Annotated in this window: 21 protein-coding genes; 8 read left to right on the forward strand and 13 right to left on the reverse strand. The window is 41.8% G+C overall.

Annotation, left to right across the window (positions count from 1 at the left end):
• Positions 1-73: 73 nt before the first annotated feature.
• Together feoB and ACYVJ6_RS00270 are read right to left on the reverse strand one after the other, a co-directional pair.
• Positions 74-2,188 (reverse strand): ferrous iron transport protein B, encoded by a 2,115-nt coding sequence (feoB, locus tag ACYVJ6_RS00265; RefSeq protein WP_460692041.1) that lies wholly within the window; start codon positions 2,186-2,188, stop codon positions 74-76.
• Positions 2,189-2,200: 12 nt separating this feature from the next.
• On the reverse strand, positions 2,201-2,416 hold the full coding sequence (locus tag ACYVJ6_RS00270; protein ID WP_460692042.1) for a FeoA family protein: 216 nt from the start codon (positions 2,414-2,416) through the stop codon (positions 2,201-2,203).
• Between the two features lie 295 nt (positions 2,417-2,711).
• Between ACYVJ6_RS00270 and ACYVJ6_RS00275 the strand changes: the two genes are divergently transcribed.
• Positions 2,712-3,161: a 3-oxoacyl-ACP synthase gene (locus ACYVJ6_RS00275; protein ID WP_460692043.1), complete on the forward strand. Its 450-nt coding sequence runs from the start codon at positions 2,712-2,714 to the stop codon at positions 3,159-3,161.
• 86 nt (positions 3,162-3,247) lie between these two features.
• On the opposite strand, the gene ACYVJ6_RS00280 is transcribed toward ACYVJ6_RS00275, so the two are convergent.
• Positions 3,248-4,261, reverse strand: coding sequence for a dipeptide epimerase (locus ACYVJ6_RS00280; protein WP_460692044.1), 1,014 nt, complete (start codon positions 4,259-4,261; stop codon positions 3,248-3,250).
• 170 nt (positions 4,262-4,431) lie between these two features.
• On the opposite strand from ACYVJ6_RS00280, the gene ACYVJ6_RS00285 reads away from it, so the two are divergent.
• Positions 4,432-5,421: a hypothetical protein gene (locus ACYVJ6_RS00285; RefSeq protein ID WP_460692045.1), complete on the forward strand. Its 990-nt coding sequence runs from the start codon at positions 4,432-4,434 to the stop codon at positions 5,419-5,421.
• On the opposite strand, the gene ACYVJ6_RS00290 is transcribed toward ACYVJ6_RS00285, so the two are convergent.
• Together ACYVJ6_RS00290 and ACYVJ6_RS00295 are read right to left on the reverse strand one after the other, a co-directional pair.
• Complete coding sequence (locus ACYVJ6_RS00290) at positions 5,402-6,022, reverse strand: rhomboid family intramembrane serine protease (protein WP_460692046.1); 621 nt, start codon at positions 6,020-6,022, stop codon at positions 5,402-5,404. The two genes, ACYVJ6_RS00285 and ACYVJ6_RS00290, sit on opposite strands and share 20 nt — an antisense overlap.
• 4 nt (positions 6,023-6,026) lie before the next feature.
• Positions 6,027-6,380, reverse strand: a complete 354-nt coding sequence (locus ACYVJ6_RS00295; protein ID WP_460692047.1) for an MmcQ/YjbR family DNA-binding protein — start codon at positions 6,378-6,380, stop codon at positions 6,027-6,029.
• A 65-nt stretch (positions 6,381-6,445) separates the two neighbouring features.
• Here ACYVJ6_RS00295 and pepT point away from each other — a divergent pair, with 65 nt between their 5' ends.
• Positions 6,446-7,696, forward strand: a complete 1,251-nt coding sequence (pepT, locus tag ACYVJ6_RS00300; protein ID WP_460692048.1) for a peptidase T — start codon at positions 6,446-6,448, stop codon at positions 7,694-7,696.
• 156 nt (positions 7,697-7,852) lie between these two features.
• Here pepT and ACYVJ6_RS00305 read toward each other — a convergent pair whose 3' ends face one another.
• Positions 7,853-9,070 carry a peroxiredoxin family protein gene (locus ACYVJ6_RS00305; protein WP_460692049.1) on the reverse strand — a complete coding sequence of 406 codons (1,218 nt, stop codon included), beginning with the start codon at positions 9,068-9,070 and terminating at the stop codon, positions 7,853-7,855.
• Positions 9,071-9,601: 531 nt separating this feature from the next.
• Between ACYVJ6_RS00305 and ACYVJ6_RS00310 the strand changes: the two genes are divergently transcribed.
• Complete coding sequence (locus ACYVJ6_RS00310; RefSeq protein WP_460692050.1) at positions 9,602-9,844, forward strand: helix-turn-helix domain-containing protein; 243 nt, start codon at positions 9,602-9,604, stop codon at positions 9,842-9,844.
• 2 nt (positions 9,845-9,846) lie between these two features.
• On the opposite strand, the gene ACYVJ6_RS00315 is transcribed toward ACYVJ6_RS00310, so the two are convergent.
• Positions 9,847-10,662: an N-acetylmuramoyl-L-alanine amidase family protein gene (locus ACYVJ6_RS00315; RefSeq protein WP_460692051.1), complete on the reverse strand. Its 816-nt coding sequence runs from the start codon at positions 10,660-10,662 to the stop codon at positions 9,847-9,849.
• Here ACYVJ6_RS00315 and ACYVJ6_RS00320 point away from each other — a divergent pair.
• The 4 genes from ACYVJ6_RS00320 to ACYVJ6_RS00335 are packed head-to-tail and all read left to right on the forward strand — an operon-like array spanning position 10,661 to position 13,704.
• Positions 10,661-10,918: a hypothetical protein gene (locus tag ACYVJ6_RS00320; RefSeq protein WP_460692052.1), complete on the forward strand. Its 258-nt coding sequence runs from the start codon at positions 10,661-10,663 to the stop codon at positions 10,916-10,918. The two genes, ACYVJ6_RS00315 and ACYVJ6_RS00320, sit on opposite strands and share 2 nt — an antisense overlap.
• Before the next feature lie 17 nt (positions 10,919-10,935).
• Positions 10,936-11,388, forward strand: a complete 453-nt coding sequence (locus tag ACYVJ6_RS00325) for a very short patch repair endonuclease (protein WP_460692053.1) — start codon at positions 10,936-10,938, stop codon at positions 11,386-11,388.
• Positions 11,339-12,610, forward strand: coding sequence for a DNA cytosine methyltransferase (locus ACYVJ6_RS00330; protein ID WP_460692054.1), 1,272 nt, complete (start codon positions 11,339-11,341; stop codon positions 12,608-12,610). The genes ACYVJ6_RS00325 and ACYVJ6_RS00330 overlap by 50 nt, the downstream gene beginning before the upstream one ends.
• A 2-nt stretch (positions 12,611-12,612) precedes the next feature.
• Positions 12,613-13,704: an HpaII family restriction endonuclease gene (locus tag ACYVJ6_RS00335; RefSeq protein ID WP_460692055.1), complete on the forward strand. Its 1,092-nt coding sequence runs from the start codon at positions 12,613-12,615 to the stop codon at positions 13,702-13,704.
• A gap of 15 nt (positions 13,705-13,719) precedes the next feature.
• Here the strand turns inward: ACYVJ6_RS00335 and ACYVJ6_RS00340 are convergent, their stop codons facing one another.
• The 6 genes from ACYVJ6_RS00340 to ACYVJ6_RS00365 all read right to left on the reverse strand — a co-directional run bounded on the left by ACYVJ6_RS00340 (position 13,720) and on the right by ACYVJ6_RS00365 (position 18,129).
• Positions 13,720-13,956, reverse strand: coding sequence for a helix-turn-helix domain-containing protein (locus tag ACYVJ6_RS00340; protein WP_460692056.1), 237 nt, complete (start codon positions 13,954-13,956; stop codon positions 13,720-13,722).
• Between the two features lie 379 nt (positions 13,957-14,335).
• Entirely contained in the window at positions 14,336-14,539 is a 204-nt protein-coding gene (locus ACYVJ6_RS00345; protein WP_460692057.1) for a hypothetical protein, read from the reverse strand.
• Positions 14,536-14,835, reverse strand: coding sequence for a hypothetical protein (locus ACYVJ6_RS00350; protein WP_460692058.1), 300 nt, complete (start codon positions 14,833-14,835; stop codon positions 14,536-14,538). Before ACYVJ6_RS00350 ends, ACYVJ6_RS00345 begins: the two co-directional genes overlap by 4 nt.
• A gap of 70 nt (positions 14,836-14,905) precedes the next feature.
• Positions 14,906-15,340: an Hsp20/alpha crystallin family protein gene (locus ACYVJ6_RS00355; RefSeq protein WP_460692059.1), complete on the reverse strand. Its 435-nt coding sequence runs from the start codon at positions 15,338-15,340 to the stop codon at positions 14,906-14,908.
• Positions 15,341-16,294: 954 nt separating this feature from the next.
• The gene (locus tag ACYVJ6_RS00360; protein WP_460692060.1) at positions 16,295-17,317 is read right to left on the reverse strand and encodes an asparaginase; all 1,023 of its coding nucleotides are present in this window, start codon (positions 17,315-17,317) and stop codon (positions 16,295-16,297) included.
• Positions 17,318-17,361: 44 nt separating this feature from the next.
• On the reverse strand, positions 17,362-18,129 hold the full coding sequence (locus ACYVJ6_RS00365; RefSeq protein ID WP_460692061.1) for a TatD family hydrolase: 768 nt from the start codon (positions 18,127-18,129) through the stop codon (positions 17,362-17,364).
• Positions 18,130-18,152 lie beyond the last annotated feature (23 nt).

Raw genomic sequence — 18,152 nt, forward strand, 5'->3', positions numbered from 1 at the left:
GAGGAGGAAGGGGTTAAATAGCCTGACAAAACCCCTCCCTGCACCCTCCCGGTGGGAGGGAATCGCACAGTCCTTACTTCAGTAACTGATAGGTTATAAAACTTGCTACATAGGCCAATACCGCCATGTAAGTGAATTGTATGGCCGGCCAGCGCCAATCCTTGGTTTCGCGGTAAACTACGGCTACGGTGCTGGCGCATTGCATGGCAAAGGCATAAAACATCATTAAGGAGAATGCGGTTGCTAATGTAAATACAGGTTCGCCGGTTTGGCTGTTTTTAGCATCGTGCATTTTTTGCTGAACTGAACGCATTTCGTCCGCATCGCTATTGGCGCTGTAAATGGTAGCCATGGTGCCTACAAAAACTTCGCGGGCAGCAAATGAGGTAATCAAAGCTATACCTATCTTCCAATCAAACCCCAGCGGACGAATAGCAGGCTCAATTACATGACCCAAAACCCCGGCGTAAGAGTTTTCCAGTTTCTCGGATGATATGGCCAGGTCCACTTCATCGGGTGTTAATGTTTTGGTGTATTGTGGTTGCTGGTACTTCTGTTCTATCCTCTCAAAACGGTCTCCGGGGCCATAAGAAGCCATTACCCATAGTATAATGGACACGGCGATGATTACCTTGCCCGCCTCTAAAACAAACGTTTTTGCGCGCTCGTACATAGAATAGATCACGTTGTTCCATCGCGGCATACGGTAAACGGGTAGTTCCATTATAAAATAACCACGTTCGCGGCTTTTTAATATCAGCTTAAATACAAACGCCACAACAATGGCCGATACTAAACTGAATATATACATGGCCGTTAAAGCCAGTCCCTGCCAGTTAAATATCCACCATACATTTTCGTTAGGTACAACTAAGGCAATTAATAAGGTATAAACCGGTAAACGTGCCGAGCAGGTTACCAATGGCGTAACCATGATAGTGATCATGCGGTCCTTCCAGCTCTCGATAGTACGGGTACTCATGATAGATGGTACCGCACAGGCAAAGCCACCAATTAAGGGCACTACCGATTTTCCGTTGAGGCCTACCTTGCGCATCAGTTTATCCATCATAAAAGTAACACGCGCCATATAGCCGGTATCTTCCAGTATGGATATAAAGGCAAACAGGATAGCTATTTGTGGGATAAATACCATCACACCGCTCAACCCGGCTACTACGCCATCAACCAATAAACTGGTAAGCGGTCCGGCAGGCAATGCGCTATTTAATGCCCCCTGCACCCATACAAACAGGTCCTCTATCAGTTCCATTGGGTAGGCCGACCATGCGAAGATGGATTGGAACATAAACAATAGTATGCCAAAGAAAATAACGAACCCAAATACCTTATGGGTAAGTATTTTGTCTATTTTATTACTGTGCGTTTCATCCTCGGCTGTAGCAGGTACCTTAACCGTATCGTATAGCAGATCATTTATAAAACTATAGCGGGCAATAGTTTCTGCACCCTGTGCCTTTTGCGAATGGAAATCATGTTCTTTCTCCAGTTCTTCAATACGGTTAGATTGCTCCGGAGTAAGAAATTTTAAATGTTCATGCTGGTGTGCCAGTTGCAGGGCAAAGTAGGGGTTATCAATTTGCAGTTCTTTACTGATGTCGGCTATCAATTGCGGTGCAATGGCTTCTACATCAATACTTGCATCCTGGAAGGCAACTTTATTGGCATAGGCTATAAACAGCTTTAATGAATCTATACCTTCACCCTTACGTGCCGAGATGGGTACAACCGGTACACTCAGCCTTTTGGCAAACAGGTCAATATCTATGTCAATACCGGCCTTGTTGGCCAGGTCTATCATATTTAAAGCGATGATGACCGGTATTTTCAGGTCGGCAACCTGGGTATATAATAGTAGGTTTCTTTTGAGGTTTGATGCATCAAGAATAACAACTACCAGGTCAGGCTTAGATGGATTTGACTCATCAGCCAAAACAGAAAACACGATAGATTCATCCTGGCTTTTGGGATAAAGGCTGTATGTGCCCGGAAGATCTATGATTTCGGCGCTGCGGCCATCAGGTAACTGGCAGTAGCCAATTTTTTTATCAACGGTAACACCCGGAAAATTTCCGATTTTTTGATTTAACCCGGTGAGTACATTAAAAAGAGTTGATTTACCGGTATTGGGGTTTCCTACAAGTGCAACTCGTATATCTGCTTTCAATTAATTAAAAAACTATTGCAATATAATGGTTGAAGCTTCCTGTTTGCGCAGGCTAAGCTGGTAGCCCGAAACCTTAATAGCAATCGGATCGCCCATGGGTGCAATGTGGTCAACTCTGATCTCTTCGCCGGGCAAACAACCCATTTCCATCAATTTAACAGACATTTCAAGGTCAGTAAACTCTTTTACGATCCCTTTTTCTCCTACTCCTAATTGTGATAGCTTCATACCTGTATTTAACTCTTCAAAGATAAACCTTATTTATATTAAATCCAAATAAGATAAAAAATGAAAATTAAGTATGATTTATAGCAGAAAATCCTCAAGTTTGTTGTGTCATTACATTATCATTATTTCCAAAAATGTGATAATGGAGCAACTCAAGACTACAAAATAACGTTAGTTATGATGTAGGCGAAAGCTTGCAATTGTGATAAGGTTTAGGTTGAAAGCCCCCAGCAGCGAGTGCAAGGGGGCTTTCTTATTTTATACCCACCCGATAATTCTATATTTGATAGATAAAATGAGTGTAAAAGAAGAGCTATATAAACAATGTTTGGCCTACGTACAAAGCCGTATGGATGCCGCGCAACAGGGCATTGATGAGGCACAACAGGCATCAAAAGACGATACCAAAAGCAGCGCGGGGGACAAATACGAGACCGGCCGCGCCATGATGCAGCAGGAAACCGACCGTAATATGGCTCAATTGAACGAGGCTAATAAATTAAAAGTGGCGCTAAACGCTATCAATCCGACTGCTGTACACACTACCATAGATACAGGCAGCGTAGTAAAAACCAATAGCGGTAAATTTTATTTGGCCATAAGTGCGGGTACGCTTACTGTTAATAACGAAAGTTATTTTGCCATATCTCCGGCATCACCAATCGGGATCAAATTAAAAGGATTGAAAATTGGTGATAAATTTGAGTTGAATGGGAAGGGGTATGTGATAGAGGGGGTCGAATAATATGAGCGCTGTCATGGTGAGCCCGTCGAACCATAAGGGGCAAAGGCCCTCACGCGCACCCTTCGATAAACTCAGGGTGACATCCGTTACTTTTGTCGTATCCCCAACCCCACATCCTCACCTAACACATACTTTCCATCCACAAACTCAGGTGTTTGGTAAGGGTTATTAGTAGTTAAAAACGGGCCATCAATGTCTGCCCAATCGCATTGCGGAGCAAGGGCTGCAGCGGCCAGCGTGGCGCAACTGGTTTCGCTCATGCAGCCTATTAATATTTTCAGGTCAAGTTCGCGGGCTTTGGCTATCATTTGCTGTGCCTCATACATGCCAGCCGATTTCATCAATTTAATATTAATACCATGATAAACACCTTCGGCTTTGGCTACATCCGGCAAACGCTGTACAGCTTCATCACCAATTAACGGGATAGGGCTGCTTTCTGTCAGCCAGGCATTACCTTCAATATCGATCTTATTCATAGGCTGCTCAATAAGTCGCACCCCCTGGCTATGCAGCCAGTAGATCAGGTCGAGGGTTTTTTCTTTATCCGTCCAACCCTGGTTGGCATCTACATACAGGGGTTTATCCGTCATTTGGCGGATGGTTTGTATCAGTTCCCTATCATTATCCCTGCCTAATTTTACCTTGATCACTTTAAAATTCTCCGCCTCTTTAACTTTTTGGCGGATAACTTCCGGCTCATCAATACCTATAGTAAAACTGGTCACCGGCATCAGCGCGGGGTTGCTGCCTAAGATTTGCCAGCAGGGTTTTTGTTTGATTTTCCCGTCCAGATCATGAAGAGCGATATCAATAGCGGCTTTAATCGCAGGATTGCCCGGTGCCACACTATCCAGGTAATTAATTATCGCCGCAAAATCAAAAGGATATGTAAACTGTTTTACATCTACCTGATGTAAAAAGTTGGCAGCACTATCATGACTCTCGCCCATATACGGTACCATTGATGCTTCGCCATGCCCCATATAGCCCTCGTATTCAATTTGTATCAACATTAGCGGCGTTGAGGTGCGCGAAAATTTAGCTATCGTAAAAGGATGCTTTAGGGTCAATTCATAGGGGAGATAGGTGAGGCGCATAGTAGAGCTAATATATCTATTTTAAAGTAACTAAATCACTTGTCATCTCGAACGTAGTGAGAGATCCATACATCGATAAGATTTGCATGTGTATGGATTTCTCCTCGTACCTCGTTCGAAATGACAGTTGGGTTAAAATACATCCCCCGCACTTTATTATCTTTGCCCCCATGCCGGCACAAATATATGCTCCGTTCGAGGTATCTAACTTTAGTAATAAAACCTGCTTTTTAACCGGGCAGCCATTAAACAGCGAGGAAGAAAAAATACAGGTTTTTCCGCAATGGTTAATGAGCCGTTATGGGTTGGAAGATAAAGCTTTTAAGCTGTTAGACGAAAGCATGGCCACCTACAAGGACCTGAAATTACCCTGCTCGGCACATATCAATGAGCAATATTTAGAGCCGTTAGAGAACGAGATAGCAGCTGCTTTTGAAATAGGTTACGACGCGGTTAAAAACCTGGACGATACCAAATTATTTCAATGGGCGGGTAAGTTATTGTACGGCATTATTTTTAACGAGATACAATCGGGCATCAGGCAGCAATATGCCAAGGGCGAGGAGTTTAATATTTCGCAATCCATCATCCATAAATTTACCCACCTGCATTTAATGCTGCAAACGCTGAATTTGCCTATTGAGTTGGATGGTTTTAAACCATTCAGCCTGTTTTTATTTAAGGTGGATAATAATGAACAGGAATTTGGCTACCGCGACGAGATCAATACGCTAACATTTGCTTTACGTATAAGGGATTTTGGTTTGGTTATTTGCCTGCAGGATAATGGCGCCAACAAACTTTACCACAAAGAGACGCTGGATAAAATACAGGATGAGGTTTTGCACCCTATACAGTTTGAAGAGTTTAGCGGGCGGGTATTTTATTCGGCCTACCTGTTTAACCGCTTGCCCGAGTATAATGTAATGCCGGTAGGTGAAGAGATCTATATTGAAGCGATGCCCTTGCGTGGCATGAGCACCAAACCTTTATTTGACGACTGGGTTAACAAAGTTTACGGACAAGTACTGGAAACCTTTTGGAAAAACTGGGGCTTTGTATTACTGGAGATCATTAAAGACCCCGAGCAGCCCATGAGCTTTTTATTTGATGAAGACGAAAAATTTGTTAACGCCGATACTATCGAATTGCCCCGATAACCTGGTCGAAAAAGTAAGGCACTACGCCCGGAAAAAGTATAATGGTAATACCCAAGCCGCTTAATGCGCCAAATAAGTGGGCATCATGGTTTATCGCATCCTGCGAATGTTTGGAAGCATAGGTACAATAAACCAGGTATAGCACACCAAATATTACAACATTTATGGGAATAGGGATGGGTATGATATATAAACTACTTGTTGGCGAAAACAGGATAAAGCTAAAAAGTACCGCGCTTATTGCCCCCGATGCGCCCAGGCTATGGTACCAAAAATCATTTTTATGTTTTACTATAGATGGTATATCACTTAATATCAAACTTAAAATGTATAACACCGCGAATTGCCAATGCCCTATCAACCCCTCTAATCTAAAGGCAAAGCTATAAAAGGTAATCATGTTAAATGCCAGGTGCATCCAGTCCTTGTGTATCAACCCGCTGGTTATTACAGTATATAAATATTTGCCTTTAGATACACTGTAGGGGTGCAGCATTAATTTACCATATAGCGTTTCGTTACTGAATGCCATGATGGTGGTAATTAGCGTTAAAACAAAAATTACTGATGCTACTGGGGCTAAGGTTAGGTATTCTTCCATTAAGTTATTGGGTATCTATCTCTGCCTGCACTTTTTTTGGCAGGCTTTTAAAAACTAAGTTGTACGAGTGGTCTATCATTTCGCAAAGCTGCTTGCGTGTTAATGAGCCATTCATGTAAACGGTGTTCCACATTTTTTTATTCATGTGGTAGCCGGGTATCACTTCCGTATATCGCTCGCGCAGTTCAACGGCCAGTTCCGGGTCGCACTTTACATTAAAGTTGTTGCCGGCTTCTAACCCGGTTAATAAGAAGAGCTTACCACCAACTTTAAACACTAAAGTATCCTCGCCAAAAGGAAACCCTTCTGTTGCTCCCGGCTTTAGCAGGCAATAATCGCGCAACTCTTCTACGTTCAAATTGTTATGAAAATGATAAAGTGTCTGAAAATTTAAGTAATTATGATGTTGCAAATATAAGGCTTATGAATTTTACATCGCCCCTCAATTTTACAGTTAAAGAACGTTTTTTGCGTTATGTTGGTATAGATACCCAGTCGGACCCTAATTCTGACACCTATCCGTCAACAGAAAAACAAAAAAATTTGGGCCGTTTATTGGTTGCCGAATTACAGCAAATAGGCATAACCGATGCGCATTTGGACGAGTATGGCTATGTGTATGCTACGGTGCCGGCTAATACAGATAAAGATGTGCCTGTAATTTGCTTTTGCTCGCACATGGATACCTCGCCCGATTGCAGTGGCGAAGGTGTAAAACCTATTGTGCATACAAATTATAAAGGCGAGGATTTGGTACTGCCGGATGATCCATCGCAAATATTAAAAATGAGTGAGCATGCCGACCTGAAAAATCAGATAGGCAACGATATCATTACCGCCAGCGGAACGACGCTGCTGGGGGCAGATAACAAAGCCGGCCTGGCTGAAATTATGGATGCCTGCTACCAGTTGATGAACCATCCCGAGATTCAACACGGCGACATCCGGATATTGTTTACGCCTGATGAAGAGATAGGAAGAGGAGTTGACAAAGTGGACATCAAAAAATTGGGGGCCTACGCAGGCTATACCATGGATGGCGAAAGCGCGGGTAATATGGAGAACGAAACTTTCTCGGCAGATGGTGCCAAACTCATCATTAACGGCGTGAGTACCCACCCTGGTTTTGCCAAAGGCAAGATGGAAAGCGCCATAAAAATTGCGGGGGCTATTGTTGCTAAACTACCGTTAGAGCTTTCGCCCGAAGGCACAGACAATATGCAGGGCTTTGTTCACCCGGTTGACATTAGCGGACATGTGGAAACCGCCACTATTGATTTTATCATCCGCGATTTTGACGAAGCCAAATTAGCCGACCATGCCAACGAGATCCGAAAAATAGCCGATGAAGTATTAAAGGATTACCCTTCATCAAGCTATGAACTGAAGGTAAAACCCCAATACCGCAATATGAAGCAAGTGCTGGACGAGCACCCACAGATTGTGGAATACGGTATGGAAGCCATCAAACGTGCCGGCCTGGAAGCCAAGCTATGCAGCATTCGCGGCGGTACAGATGGCTCGCGCTTATCCTTTATGGGATTACCCTGTCCCAATATATTTGCCGGCGAACATGCGTTTCATGGCAAGCAGGAATGGGTATCGGTGCAGGATATGCAAAAAGCGGTTGAGACCATTTTGCATTTATGTATGATTTGGGAGGAACGTTCTTAATTTCGGATTTCGAATGTTCGATTTCGGATTTATTTATTAGTCGATTATAAAAAACATTTGACCCGTAGTGTCTACCTTTTTGTAGAAATTGTATTTAGTTACATTTTGCCCCGTAGGGGTTACCCAAATTAACGAAGATGGCCCCAAGGTCATGTTTTATTTCTCTGCCAGTAAATGATCCGTTAAGGTTTCAAACTCCTCAATAAACTCAATATAGTGTTTGCCGGTACCCGGTCCGCTAAAGCCGGTGTGTATTTTACGTACATCGCCTTTTTTATCAATAATGATAGTAGTTGGGAAACCTATGATATCCTTTAGCATAGGCAGGCTTTTTTCAGGGTCGCCGCTGGATGGGGTGTAGCCGGTAATTAACAGCGGGTACGGTATATTAAACCGGCTTTTTAATTGCAGCAATGATTTTTTTGATTTAGCAAAATCCGTGGTCCGCTCATAAGCCAGGCCCACAACTTCCACACCTTTGGAATGATACTTTTTATAGTAGTTGATCATATACGCAGTCTCATCCATACAGTTAGGGCACCACGAGCCCAGTATCTGCACAATAACCACCTTGTTTTTAAACCGGCTATCGGATAGCGAAACGAGTTTGCCATTTATATCCTTAAATGAGAAAGCAATTTTTTTATACCCCGGCTTTAATGCCGTTAGCGAATAAGCGTCAGGTAGTTTGGCATTGGCATCGCGCGTGGCAGTCCAGTTGGTTTCGCTGGTGAGGCCTGCGTATAGTTTGCCGTTGGTAATTTTGTTATCCGATATGTTGGCGGTAAACAAATAATTATGGTTACCATCAAAGGCAGATAAATATAACTTATCGCCGTTTACCACGCCCTCCAAATAGCGGTAATCGCCTGTGGTGGTTAAAAAAGTTCCGGTAAGATTAACGCCGGTTTGCTTAAACTCGCCCACGGTAACCTCTTTTTTGCCCTCCTTATTTACAAACGTAGCCGACCATCTGCCCGAAATATCAGCCGTTGGCTTAGCCACCTTTTTAAAAAACCGCCAGGGATAGTTGGGGATTGCCGAAAAATTCATCGCCACATCATGATCGCCTAAATGCCTTATCCATTTGCCCTGTAAATTACCGCCGGTTTGCTTCACCCTGAACTCCGAATCAAACGGCAGCTGTATAAAAACCGAATCATTTTTATAATTAACCCCATCCACCTTTAAGCGTTCGGCGCCATTAATAATAGTTAGTTGTGTTTTGCCGGCTACGTTTTTCACCGCGAAATTGAATGGAATCTCCTTCCCCGCCCCGGTTTTTAAAACCCCGCGCCAGGTACCGGTAGAAAGGTTTTGGGTAAAGCCGGTAACAGACAAAAGTAATAGGAAGATCAGTAGCTTAATTTTCATAACAGAGAGCATTTACTCAAATATAAAGCCTGGGTGGATTTTTATTGTCATTACAGTAGCACAATTACTCACCCCGACATCGTTTCACTCGTCGACCCTCTCTTCGCCTTTGGCGTAAAGAGGGTTGTTGCATTAATTAAACCCTCTTTACCGCTTGCGGAAGAGAGGGTGGTCCAGCGAAGCGTAGACCGGGTGAGTTGACAGAGGGAGTCAAAATTGCCCACACAAAAAAAGAGAGCTCTTTTGAAGCTCTCTTTCCCCTAATTAATTTAAACTATTGATTAAACCCAAAACAAAGAACGTTAATACCTCAGCTTGGGTGCCTGAGAATTCAAATTAAATACTCGCTTTTTTTACTGTTTTATTTTTCATGGTTATTGCAGGATCGAGTAGTGTATAACAAATGTAGAGCCATATTGTATTTAATACAATGACTTATTCGTCAGTTTTTTGAAATATTTTTATACCTTTATTTAATGGAACATTCCTCTAAGTTGTACGTTTTTTGTATAAAAATTACCCTTTTTAACTATGTTACTTACTGATTTTGAGTATCTTGACAAATCTGACATCGCTTTTAAAAAGAAAGTGGCCCTGCAAATTAAGCGCCTGCGCAGGCAAAATGGCATAACCCAGGAAAAATTTTACAGCGATACCAATATTAACATTGCCAGGCTCGAATCCGGTAAAATAGACATACGTATAGACACCCTGCGCAAAGTATGCTACTACTTTGATGTATCCTTATCCGGATTTTTTAGGGGGATATTTTAAAATTAATACCCCAAAGTTTTAAGGTAGGCTTTAACCGCGCGTAAAATGCTTTGCACCACTTCATTTTGTCCGCTGGCCGAGTTAAGATACTCCTCCTCCTCGGGGTTGTTTATAAAACCTACCTCAACCAGTACACTGGGCATACCGCTGTTGGCCAGTACATGCAGGCTTTGCTCCTTTACCCCTTTACTTTTGCGGCCATCGGTCTCTGTAAACTCCTTATTTACCAAGCCGCCAAACAGGATGCTTTGCTTGCGGTATTTTTGCAGGTAAAGTTTATTGATCATAGCAACGGCAGGATCGTTTCCCTCCAGTTTTTTGTAAACAGATTTATCCGTCTCGTATTTGATAGACTCATTCTCGCGGATGGCGGCCAGTTGCTCGCCGGCGCGGCTAAATTTGTATACCAAAATCTCTACCCCGTTTTGCTTGTTTACACGTGCGGCCGTACCCTCGGGCGAGGAATTTAAATGGATAGATATAAACAAATTACCCTTGGCGCTATTGGCAATATCTGCCCGGCGGTGCAGCTCAATAAAGGTATCATCATTGCGGGTCATTACGGTTTTAACATCCGGCAACTCGTCGTTAATAGCTTTTTTTAGTTTTTTGGCCAGCACCAGCGCCACATCCTTCTCGCGGCTTACCCTGCCCCGCGCACCCGGATCTTTACCGCCATGCCCGGCATCAATAACTATGGTTTTTAATTTAAAGGTTGATTGTTTGCCCGTATCCTGCGCGATAGCATTAAAACTTAAAAAAGCCGGCAGTAGTAGGGTAACAGCAAAAAGAAGTAAACGTCCGGGGATTGTATTCATGTATGCACTTAATAAGTATTGGGTGTTTAACTCAAAAAACAGCCAATGGTTTATTTGTGGCAAAAGTAGTAAGTTTTATGGGGATAAGGGAAAGTATTTGAAAAGCAGGGTTCTGCGCGTTTGGGTTTCGGTAGCCCCGCTATGCGCTTATACGCCTGCAGGCATTACGCGCGAGGGCGGGTATACGCTGCTATCGGGTTTAGGGGGTGAGGGGCTAAACTTAGTTTTGTTTTTTGTGTTTGATTATAGACATTAGATTAACACAATTTTGTTTTGGATAGATTAACAAAAGACCAAAGACGGAAAAACATGCAAGCGGTTAAAGCCAGTGGTTCAAAAATAGAAACTGCTTTAGCAAAAATGTTGCATTCAAGAGGGTTGCGCTATAGGAAGAATGACAAAACAGTCTTTGGCAAGCCCGATTTAACATTTAAAAAGTGGAAGATCGCTGTATTTGTCGACAGTGAATTTTGGCATGGGAAAAATTGGGATGAGCGAAAAAATGACCACAAATCAAATCAAGAATTTTGGCACAAAAAGATTGAAAGGAATATAGAACGTGATAAAGAAGTAAATAAAGTTCTGGCTGAAAAAGGGTGGATAACTTTAAGGTTTTGGGGGAGTGACATTAAAAAGGATTTATTAAATTGCACCATACAAGTTGAGACTGCAATCAATGAAGCAAAAAATGGATTTGAAGGAAAAAATATCAATCGAGGATATTAATGGCAATAAATATAAGATAAGAATAATAGATCCGGATGATAATAAAGAAGCTGTATTAACACATTATTTGCATAATAGCAAAAATGGAGTATCCAAGTTTTATAAAAAGGAAGCAGTAAAGTTTGCCCAAGAAATTTTACAAAGTAAATATCCTGAAGAGAATATTACAAGCTTGTTAGCCGAGGAGGCTTTACAATATGGCGCCTTTGATACTTTTCAGGTGCCTTTTCCTCCGCTCGAAAACCCTAAGTTTAAATTCATCGACTTATTTGCAGGTATCGGCGGTTTTAGACTTGCCATGCAAAATCTTGGAGGTAAATGCGTTTTTACAAGCGAATGGGATAAGGAAGCGAAACGTACATACAGGGCAAATTTTGGGGAAAAGCCGTTCGGTGATATAACAAAGGAATCTACAAAGAAATATATTCCTGACTTTGATATATTGTGTGCGGGTTTTCCATGTCAGGCATTTTCTATTGCGGGAAAAAGAGGGGGATTTGAAGATACGCGCGGTACGTTGTTTTTTGATGTTGCAGAAATTATTAGACGAAAGCAACCCAAAGCCATTTTTTTAGAAAATGTTAAAGGCTTACGTAATCATAATGGTGGCAAAACACTCGCCACTATTTTAAATGTTTTAAGAAGCGATTTAGGATATTTTGTACCTGAACCGCAAATTATTAATGCGAAAGATTTTGGTGTGCCTCAAAATAGAGAAAGAATTTTTATAGCAGGCTTTAGAGGTGACTTAGGTATAAACAACTTTGATTATCCTAAGCCATTAGGACAGAAGAAAAAGCTTGAAGATATAAAAGAAAAAGGACCAGTTTCCGCTAAGTATTATCTATCGACACAATATTTAAAAACACTTAAGGAACACAAAGCAAGACACGCAACTAAAGGTAACGGTTTTGGGTATGAAATCATAAGTGATGATGGTATAGCGAATGCTATTGTTGTAGGAGGAATGGGTAGAGAGAGAAATTTAGTATATGATCACAGTATCGAGGATTTTACTCCGGTAACCAAAATTAAAGGGGAGGTAAATCGTGAAGGCGTAAGAAAGATGACGCCCAGGGAATGGGCTCGATTGCAAGGGTTCCCAGATAATTATCTAATACCAGTTGCGGACGCATCTGCATACAAACAGTTTGGTAATTCAGTAGCTGTGCCCGCAATTCAAGCGATGGCAAAAAATATTATAGCAAATTTACAACTTTAAAAATGGCTTTATCAGGCAATAGAGGCGAGTGGAGTGAAATATACATTTTATTGAAGCTTATCGCTGATAAAGAGGTATTCTTAGGAGATAAAGATTTAAATAAACTGTCAAACGCTTCTTACACAATTATTTCCATTATTCGAGAGGGAAATAATGATGAAACACTATATACATTAGATACGACCGTAACAGTAGAAAATAAAGGACAGGTTATTGGCCAATTTAGCCTATCAGATTTTAAAAGTTGGTCGCAAAAATTATTAATAGAATTATTGAAGCACAAAAAAGGCAAATTTACATACCAACCTATAAATGATTTTCTAAAAGATTTAAATTGTAAAAATTTAAAAGCAAATTCAAAGAAAAAGCAGGATATAATTCTAAATATTTATGATGATCGGACTCATTTAACCCCGTCTTTAGGTTTTAGCATAAAATCTCAATTAGGAAGTCCATCAACATTGGTTAATGCTAGTACTCATACTAACTTCACATATGAAATAACTGGTCATGTTTTCAATAGTTTAGAACTTGCTCACATAAATAGTATTTCACGCTATGAGGACAAATTAAATTACATACAAAAAGCTGGTGGTAATTTAATATTCAATAAAGTCGATAGTCCTATCTTTTTAAATAATTTAATTATGGTGGATAGTTATTTTCCAGCGATTGCTGCTGAAATAACTTTGTCTCATTACAAGGGTATAGCAAGAAAATTAAGTGTTATTGCAACACAATTACATAGTAGTAATCCACTAAACTATGATACATCTATGGGTCATGAGTTTTACCACAATAAGATCAAAAGATTTCTTTCTGACTATGCGTTAGGGATGGTTGCATCAAAGTTATGGAATGGATTGCATCAAGCCAATGGGGGGTACTTAATAGTAAAGAAAAATGGAGATGTCATTTGTTACCATTTTTATTACAAAAACTTATTTGAAGAATATTTATTAAATAATACTAAAACAGACACTCCAGATTTAAAGAGAATTACAGATTCTAATAAAATAACTGCTGGAATAATTTATGTAGATAATGGCCGACAATTTATAAAGCTTAATTTACAAATTAGATTCTTGGTTTAATATAGAACCTAAAGGCTAGTGTTTACTTTTAAAATCAAACAACTCTTTTATATCCACCTCCAATGCTTCTGCAAGGCGGAGCAGGGTAACTACGGTGGCGCTTCCTTCGCCGCGCTCAATACGGCCCAGTTGCCGGTACTCCATTTCGGCTTTATAGGCCAGCTGCTCCATACTCAATCCTTTTTCTTTGCGGATATGGCGCAGGTGCTTTCCTAAAGCTTTAGTAAACAGGTCGTAGTTTGGTTTATTCACACTACGAAACTGGCAGATAACTGCTATATAAAATAGGTGAAATATGACCTATTTTTGTATCTTGCATAAATAATCAGGTATAATTCATTATGGCTGCTACTTATCCGGGGTTTGAATATAATGCCAATGAGCTTTGCAAATTCTTGGCATCATCAGATTTGTTTACCATTCTGCTAAAGAACGGAGAAATTATACATTATACACCATTGGATAAAAATGCCTTTATTAAATGGTTGCAAGAGAACAAAGTAACAAATATTGGAATAGCAAGTCTGCGTTAGGGATAGTAGCGGATACCGGCCCGGCGCCTAACGCCTCGCGCCGTATGAGCGGATAGCCCGGCTCCCGATAGCTATCGGGAGAAACGCCCAAAAGATTATTACCATTGCCCGGCCCAGTCGTCGTCGCTGTTTTTGGTGAAAAACAGGGTGGCAAACCAAAGCAGGGTGCCGGTGGCCAATAACTTTTGATGGCTTTGTGGTATTACGGGTTGGTGCCCGGTAAGGTATTGCACCACATCCCAAACCAGCAGGCAAAACAGTACGGTTAACAGTAATGTTTTGGTAAGTTCCAGCTTGTTCATGGGTCCATGTCCTCCAAATTTTTCAGTTTAAAAATTTCGCGGGCAATTAGTTTGATATTATGGGCCAGTTCGTCCAACGTGCAGCCTATGGTTTTAATTTTTTGCGGCAACTCATCAACGGTTTCCATCATGTCTATATGCAGCAGGGTATGCGGGGTAATCTCGCGGCTGCCTTGTAACTGGTTAAACACGTCGTCGGCAAACTGGCGGTCGTCGCCCAAATAGTATTGCCCGTAAGTGATAAACCCGGTTGGGGTTTTAAGGCTCAGCAAAATAGCATAACGGCTCTGTTTCATAACACATCAATAATTAAAAAAAGAGCCCCTGTTAGCAAGGGCTCCATTTAATTTAACTGTTGTAAGTTGGTTATTTGATCTCAATTTGCCTGCGCACAGTTTTGGCTTCCTCGCGTTTGGCAATGTCAATTTTTAAAATACCATCGGTATAGGTAGCGTTGATGTTGCTGTCGTCGGCACTATCAGGCAGGGTAAACGAGCGCACAAACGATTGATAGCTATACTCGCGCTTACTGTAATTTTTTTGGTTGTCCTGGTGGTCGGCAGTAGTTTCAACCGATATGGTTAATACGTTGCGCTCCAGGTTAAGTTTAAAATCTTCCTTCTTTAAGCCTGGCGCGGCCAGCTCCACATGGTAATTGTTTTCAGTCTCGCTGATGTTTACCGCCGGAACGCGGGTAATCATGCGGTCGTTAAAAAAGGTATCGTTAAAAATGGAATCGAAAACGTCATTAAAGCCTGGCATTAATGCGTTGTTGGGTTGATTAAATTTAACCAATGTCATGGCCTTTTCTCCTTTAAAAAAGTTTTAAAAAATAAATGAACAATTAATCAATTAAATTGGCGGGACTATCGCGTCCCGGTATTTAACCATGTACAAGCTATGTGCCAAACCGCTAACAGGTATTTTATAGCTGAAAATATTGAAATTTTGACATTTTTAGAGTGAAAAAATTGCAGTTTAGGAGTGACAAGGATGCAGATAAGATGTACTCTAAGATACACATCGTCCCGCTCATGGCCGCGGGAGGGCCTAGTCCTTTTGTCTTGACACAAAAGGACCAAAAAGTCAAGTCAGCAGAGAGGCTTCTTTGCCGCACCGGCCTCTTGCGCTGCAAATCAGGTAAAACCTGGGGCCGCAAAAATTGCCCCAAGGCGCACATAGCCACGCTTCTGCAAATGTTGTATGCCCCTGCAGCCGCACCGCCCACCACCGTTTTACCTGATTTCGCCCGAAGCTTTTCTGCTGACGGGTGTTTACTACGATTAATAAGCACGTAATCATTAACACCGCCGAGCGTAGAAGCGGGCAAAGGCCTGCCGGAAAACGCGGGCCAGGGTGTTTTGCCTCGAGCGGAGAAGGATTTTTCCGGCTTGATCTTTTGGTTACTTTTGGATCAAGCCAAAAGTAACAGCCTTTCCCGCGGCGAATGAGCGGGGCGGATGCTTTACTCTTGGACTACCTATTTCAGGAGATTATTGATTTACCGGGTAACGCCCAAAACTTTAATATTTCAAAGAACTCCTTCGAAGTAATCATCCCGATAGCTATCGGGAGGGGCTTTAAAAAATTAAATATGCTGACAGTGGTTTGTCATTGCAAGGGAGGGCTCGTGCAAAGGTGGTAAAAATCATGGTTTACATTTTTTGAGGTGTAAATTTTATAACTATTTGAATATCAATAAAATAATTAAAAAAATTTCCAAAATGTGTTAAGTTGTGTAAACCATGTTTTAGGTTAATACACCGTTATTTCGCCACGCAGGTCGGTTTCTAACAGGCGCTTAATTTCTTTAGGGTCGTCCAACTGGCCAAGCAGGTGCATCATTTTGGTAACGGCGCTCTCGTAGGTCATATCGTACCCGTTGGCTACGCCAATATCTTTAAGCTGCTTGCTGGTTTCATAGCGGCCAAGCTCAACCGTACCTACCTTACACTGCGAGATATCCAGTATAACCTTGCCGCTTTTAATGGCAGCATCCAACAGGTCAATAAACCATTGGTCGGTAGTGGTATTGCCGGCGCCAAAGGTCTCCATTACAATGCCGCGCACCGGGCTGTTTAATATGGCTTCAACCACCTTAGGGCTTATGCCGGGGTATAGTTTAAGCACGGCTACATCGCTCACCAGGTTTTTGTTTACCACCAGTTTATCATCGGGCTTGGGTACGCGTATATCGTTCACGCTAAACCTTAAATGCACACCCGACTCGGCCAAAATTGGGTAATTAGGCGAGCGGAAAGCTTCGAACTTTGACGAGTTATATTTAAACGAGCGGTTGGCTCTGAATAGCTTATAATCAAAATAAATACATACTTCGGGCACGCGGGCCAGATCGCCTTTTTTGGCATTGGCAATTTCAATAGCCGTCATCAGGTTTTCCTTGGCATCCGTCCTGATAGCGCTTATAGGCAACTGCGACCCGGTGAAGATAATGGGCTTGGCCAAATTCTTCAACATAAAGCTCAATGCCGAAGCGGTAAATGCCATCGTATCTGATCCGTGCAGAATTACAAAACCATCCACCGAATCGTAATTTTTTTCAATCAACTCGGCCAGCTGGCTCCATATAGCCGGGTTCATGTTTGATGAGTCGATAATTTCATCAAACGAGTGTACCTTAATTTTGCAGTTTAGTTTCTCTAACTCGGGCACATTATCCATGATCTGCTCAAAGTTGATAGGTTTGAGCACCTTGGTAACCGGATCTGTCATCATACCTATGGTACCCCCGGTATAGATGATAAGTATTTGACTCATAAGGTCGGGCTTATAAAAGTAATAGCTTTAACAAATAATGTTCATTACACACCAAATATTCTTTTGGAATTTGCCGTAGTGATATCAGCCACCGTTTCAATACCGGTTTGATAAACATCGGCTACCTTTTGGGCAACATAAATCAAATATGAACTTTCATTAGGTTTACCCCTGTGCGGAACGGGTGTAAGATACGGAGAATCTGTTTCTAAAACGATATGGCTTAAATCAATTTGCGGTAAAATTTTATCCAGTCCGGCGTTTTTATAAGTTACTACACCGCCTATCCCCAAATAAAAACCCAGGCTGATAACTTTTTGAGCCTGCTCTAAATTCCCCGTAAAGCAATGGAATATGCCGCGCAGATCATCGCCCTGTTCTTGCTCCAGTACTTCAAAAACCTCGTCAAACGCATCACGGCAATGGATAACAATGGGCAGCTGCAAACTTTTGGCCCAGGCAATTTGCTGTTTAAAAGCGGCTATTTGCTGCGGCAGGGTGGTTTTGTCCCAATACAGGTCGATGCCAATCTCGCCAATGGCGTATATTTTATGGTTTTGGTGCGATGCTTTGATGGTGGCTAATACCTGCTCCCAATCATCCTTTACCGAGCAGGGGTGAAGCCCCAGCATAGGGAAGCAGTTATTAGGATAAGCATTTACCAGATCATACACCTGCGCTACTGATTCCACATCCACATTGGGCAAAAACAACCGGTTGATTTGGTTATCCAAACAGCGCTGCATCAGTTCGGCCCGTTTTTGCGGGTCGGTTTCATAATACAGGTGGGTATGGGTATCGGTTAACAGCATGTTGCAAAAGTAAAAAAGCCTTC

It is taken from the genome of Mucilaginibacter puniceus, from assembly GCF_054783175.1.

Coding starts and splice junctions, on each gene's coding strand:
- ACYVJ6_RS00280 (WP_460692044.1), bottom strand. CDS start 4,261: ATGCGCCTCACCTATCTCCCCTATGAATTGACCCTAAAGCATCCTTTT.
- pepT (WP_460692048.1), top strand. CDS start 6,446: ATGAATTTTACATCGCCCCTCAATTTTACAGTTAAAGAACGTTTTTTG.
- ACYVJ6_RS00360 (WP_460692060.1), bottom strand. CDS start 17,317: ATGAGTCAAATACTTATCATCTATACCGGGGGTACCATAGGTATGATG.
- ACYVJ6_RS00345 (WP_460692057.1), bottom strand. CDS start 14,539: ATGAACAAGCTGGAACTTACCAAAACATTACTGTTAACCGTACTGTTT.
- ACYVJ6_RS00270 (WP_460692042.1), bottom strand. CDS start 2,416: ATGAAGCTATCACAATTAGGAGTAGGAGAAAAAGGGATCGTAAAAGAG.
- ACYVJ6_RS00310 (WP_460692050.1), top strand. CDS start 9,602: ATGTTACTTACTGATTTTGAGTATCTTGACAAATCTGACATCGCTTTT.
- ACYVJ6_RS00350 (WP_460692058.1), bottom strand. CDS start 14,835: ATGAAACAGAGCCGTTATGCTATTTTGCTGAGCCTTAAAACCCCAACC.
- ACYVJ6_RS00290 (WP_460692046.1), bottom strand. CDS start 6,022: ATGGAAGAATACCTAACCTTAGCCCCAGTAGCATCAGTAATTTTTGTT.
- ACYVJ6_RS00365 (WP_460692061.1), bottom strand. CDS start 18,129: ATGCTGTTAACCGATACCCATACCCACCTGTATTATGAAACCGACCCG.
- ACYVJ6_RS00330 (WP_460692054.1), top strand. CDS start 11,339: ATGAAGCAAAAAATGGATTTGAAGGAAAAAATATCAATCGAGGATATT.
- ACYVJ6_RS00275 (WP_460692043.1), top strand. CDS start 2,712: ATGAGTGTAAAAGAAGAGCTATATAAACAATGTTTGGCCTACGTACAA.
- ACYVJ6_RS00335 (WP_460692055.1), top strand. CDS start 12,613: ATGGCTTTATCAGGCAATAGAGGCGAGTGGAGTGAAATATACATTTTA.
- ACYVJ6_RS00285 (WP_460692045.1), top strand. CDS start 4,432: ATGCCGGCACAAATATATGCTCCGTTCGAGGTATCTAACTTTAGTAAT.
- ACYVJ6_RS00305 (WP_460692049.1), bottom strand. CDS start 9,070: ATGAAAATTAAGCTACTGATCTTCCTATTACTTTTGTCTGTTACCGGC.
- ACYVJ6_RS00315 (WP_460692051.1), bottom strand. CDS start 10,662: ATGAATACAATCCCCGGACGTTTACTTCTTTTTGCTGTTACCCTACTA.
- ACYVJ6_RS00320 (WP_460692052.1), top strand. CDS start 10,661: ATGTATGCACTTAATAAGTATTGGGTGTTTAACTCAAAAAACAGCCAA.
- ACYVJ6_RS00355 (WP_460692059.1), bottom strand. CDS start 15,340: ATGACATTGGTTAAATTTAATCAACCCAACAACGCATTAATGCCAGGC.